The organism is Primorskyibacter sedentarius (assembly GCF_004342065.1).
Lineage (GTDB): Bacteria > Pseudomonadota > Alphaproteobacteria > Rhodobacterales > Rhodobacteraceae > Primorskyibacter > Primorskyibacter sedentarius.
Window position 1 is genome coordinate 1 of the sequence record NZ_SLZU01000066.1, and the last position, 3076, is coordinate 3076.

Annotated in this window: 3 protein-coding genes; 1 reads left to right on the top strand and 2 read right to left on the bottom strand. The window is 55.8% G+C overall.

The features are described 5' to 3' along the window. Positions 1-116: 116 nt before the first annotated feature. Together EDD52_RS23405 and EDD52_RS23410 are read right to left on the bottom strand one after the other, a co-directional pair. Entirely contained in the window at positions 117-824 is a 708-nt protein-coding gene (locus EDD52_RS23405) for a hypothetical protein (RefSeq protein ID WP_132249007.1), read from the bottom strand. Between the two features lie 672 nt (positions 825-1496). After that, the gene (locus EDD52_RS23410) at positions 1497-2513 is read right to left on the bottom strand and encodes an extracellular catalytic domain type 2 short-chain-length polyhydroxyalkanoate depolymerase (RefSeq protein WP_132249008.1); all 1017 of its coding nucleotides are present in this window, start codon (positions 2511-2513) and stop codon (positions 1497-1499) included. 366 nt (positions 2514-2879) lie between these two features. On the opposite strand from EDD52_RS23410, the gene EDD52_RS24335 reads away from it, so the two are divergent. Continuing rightward, on the top strand, positions 2880-3076 hold a 197-nt coding region (locus EDD52_RS24335; protein ID WP_279389296.1), incomplete at its 3' end, for a LysR family transcriptional regulator.

Here is a 3076-nt window from a genome sequence, read left to right on the forward strand (position 1 = left end):
CCACAGAATACATCTCCCCACCCTCCGCTCAGCAGCTTCAGGTGTCAGACTGCGGAATTTTACTCCGCGACGGTCAGATCATCAGACCGTTTCTGTGGACATTTTGTCTCCGGGATTCACATCTGGCATCCCTCGGAACAGAACCGGTTCTTGCCATGCGCTTTGCCGTTGGATTTTGGCAAACGGGCCATCCAGGCGAAGAAACCCTTCTGCCGATCCATCGTAAGGGCGGTGACCGGAATGTCGCCGAAGTACTCCACGGCCAGCTTGCCGATCGCGTCGATATTGGCTTTCATGGAGGGCGAGGGATGGCGAACAAGCGCATGTTCCCATGATCGGGACAAAGACACCGGGGCCTGCACGAAAGCATCAAAATCCTCGATCCCCTCTTCGGCACGTAGCGTGCGACTTGCATTCCTGACATCGTCCCCATCGAGGGCATCCATCTCGACGTCGTTCAAGCGTTTCTTCAGCGATATCGCCTGGCGCCCAAAGTCAGGCGATAGCGCCTCGGGCAGTTGCGCGCCCACAACCTGACTGGCTTTGAAAAGCAGTGACTGGAGGCTCGACCAATCCTGCTGGCGCGCGGCGCGGCGCAGGGAGCGGTTTTCTTTCTCCAGTGCTTCGATCCGCGCGTCGAGTTGATAATCGTCAACCGGCTCTGCGGATGTTTGCTGTTCCAGAATGCGCGCCAGTTCGGCGCGCAGCATTTCGGTCAGCACGGTTTTGGCCTCGGCCTGGGACAATGTGCCTGTCTTAAATCCGTCCACGATCATCTTTTCCTCTCGCTCGTAGACCGTGAGCAGCGCGGCAGTGCGCTTCACGGCGTCGAGCGGGAGGTCGGTTCGCAACGACAGACAGAGAAAAAGTTTGGATGGGCGGTTTGATCCGGCACGCGGAAGCCGTTTGCGAAAGTAGAAGATTCGGCCACGACGCATGAGGTAGGGACCGGCCGAGTGAGGGAGTCGCGGGCGGGGCCCATAGCCCGGTTTTCGACAGGCATGTGTCACACCATGTGTCACAGCTTGCTGAGACTGTGACACTTCGCGTGTGTCAGGCAGGTCTTGCCCTTTGATTTCATTGTATTTTTCTGGATTCATGGCTGGGGTGGTAGGATGTCATGCTAAACCTTTGATTTTGCTTACTAATTTGTAAAATAAAAAAGATATGGGATCAAGATGATTTTTTTCCAACCCAGTTTGTATCTCGAACTAAGTTCTCTGCGAGTGGTTCACTTGGCGCAAATACGATGAATTGTGCATTGCCTTAACGCGATTGCGTAGGGGCCTTTCGTTGCCACCTTGTCTAACAAGCCGGTCCGCTGCTCGGCTTGATCCCTCACTTCGGTTCAGCTTGTCTGGCTTTCGTGCTGGGTATGAGGTTCGGCACTGCAGACCTCGCGCTCGGCGCAAAATCTCAAGGTGCAGGAACTCGGGCTGCAGACAAAGTGACGATTTGTTAATCGGTCAGCAATGCCGGCAAAAAGGAGAAAGACGTCATTGCTGTAGTGGCGCGCCAATAGCGGCTGCCATCCGTGCTATGGCGGAAAGCTGTGGGGCGTTTCGGCTCAAATAGTCCGGCCCGGAATAGCCCCACCAATCCCAGCATCCATTCGGATTTCCAGCAAACCAGTTGTACCAGGGCGAAGGTATCCTGACGGCCTGCGGGTAGAGCACGACGATCTTGTTTGCCTCGGCCCATTGGTTGTAGCCCGTCAACCGGGCATAGTTCTCACCGAGAACCTGTCGCCCCTGCTTGCAGCCGTGCAACGCGATGTGCAGGCGGCAGATTTCGCCCTCGGCGCAGTCAGCCGGAATATAGACGAAAGCAATAGAGTCCATGCCCGCGGCACCGTTAGTGTACTGGCCCTGATCAAAGGTCACGAAGCCTTCCGCTCTTGGCGCGACTGGACGTGACAAATCTGCGTACAGCTGGTTCAGAATGTCACCGGCCTGATCAAAATCACAATCAATCAGAAAATCGGGACGCGTCGCATCGCAGCTCACCGACCCCTGTTCGGTGACAAACCCGTGTCCCGCATCGACCTCGGTCACATAGGTCAGGTTTCCAGCTGTCACGCCCAGCAAGGCATATGTTTGACGCAATACGTCCATCGTTGATCGCGCCACAGTGTCATCAGCCTCGCCATGAAACAGATAAATTCTGTCAGGCGAGACATCCTGGATTGGATCTATAAGGTTCTCTGACGCCAGCGCCTCAATGGATTCAATGGAACTGTCCGGGTCAGGTCCGATAAAAAACGGATCCATGCACACATAAAGTGCGCGCCATAGCGAATGATCGGCGCAATCATATGGCCCACCCGCCACAATGCCCGCCCCCGATACGCGGCTCGAGAACGCGACCTGAAGCTGCACGGCCATAAACGCTCCGCTTGACAGCCCGGACACGGTTGTTGCTTTGGGGTCGAGATTCAGTGCGGGCAACGGCTCTGCGCCAGCAAGGCTGGGAAGAAATGCGCAAGCAAATGCAAGCCGGAGCCAATGTTGCATCGCCAAATCCTCCTGAAGGTGGGAAAAGGTGCCTTTCCACCAGATGATAACGGATAATATCACCCCGCGCCAATTCTCCTGCCTACAAAAGGCGGACCATCCAACAAATGCACAGTCAACGATGGTGGCAAGCACAAATGACGGGCAGTCACCGATCCCTTTTTCGGAGGAGCGTGTTTCAGGCTTGGGCTACCTGCGGGAAGGAAGACCCACAACCGCCGCTCTCTGAACCTCGCGACGCCGCGCTACTCCGTCACCATCGGTATGTCGCTTAGTTTTCTGCGGGCGCGAGCCTACCGTTGTGTTTCTCATCTTCCACTCCTCAAAGCCTACGGTGAGACAAATCCACTTTATGAATAAACTGCCGTGCTTGGACCCATAGGTGCTGACGTCAGACAGAACGTGACGCAAAGCGCCGTCAGCCGCATGATCAAGGGGCTGGAAGAGCATTTGGAACTACAGCTATTCGAGCGTGCTGGCAGGCAGATCGGCTTGACCGAGGACGGCGTTTACTACGCCGCGAAAATCTCCAAGGCGATGGATATCCTTGAGGTTGCCTCTCG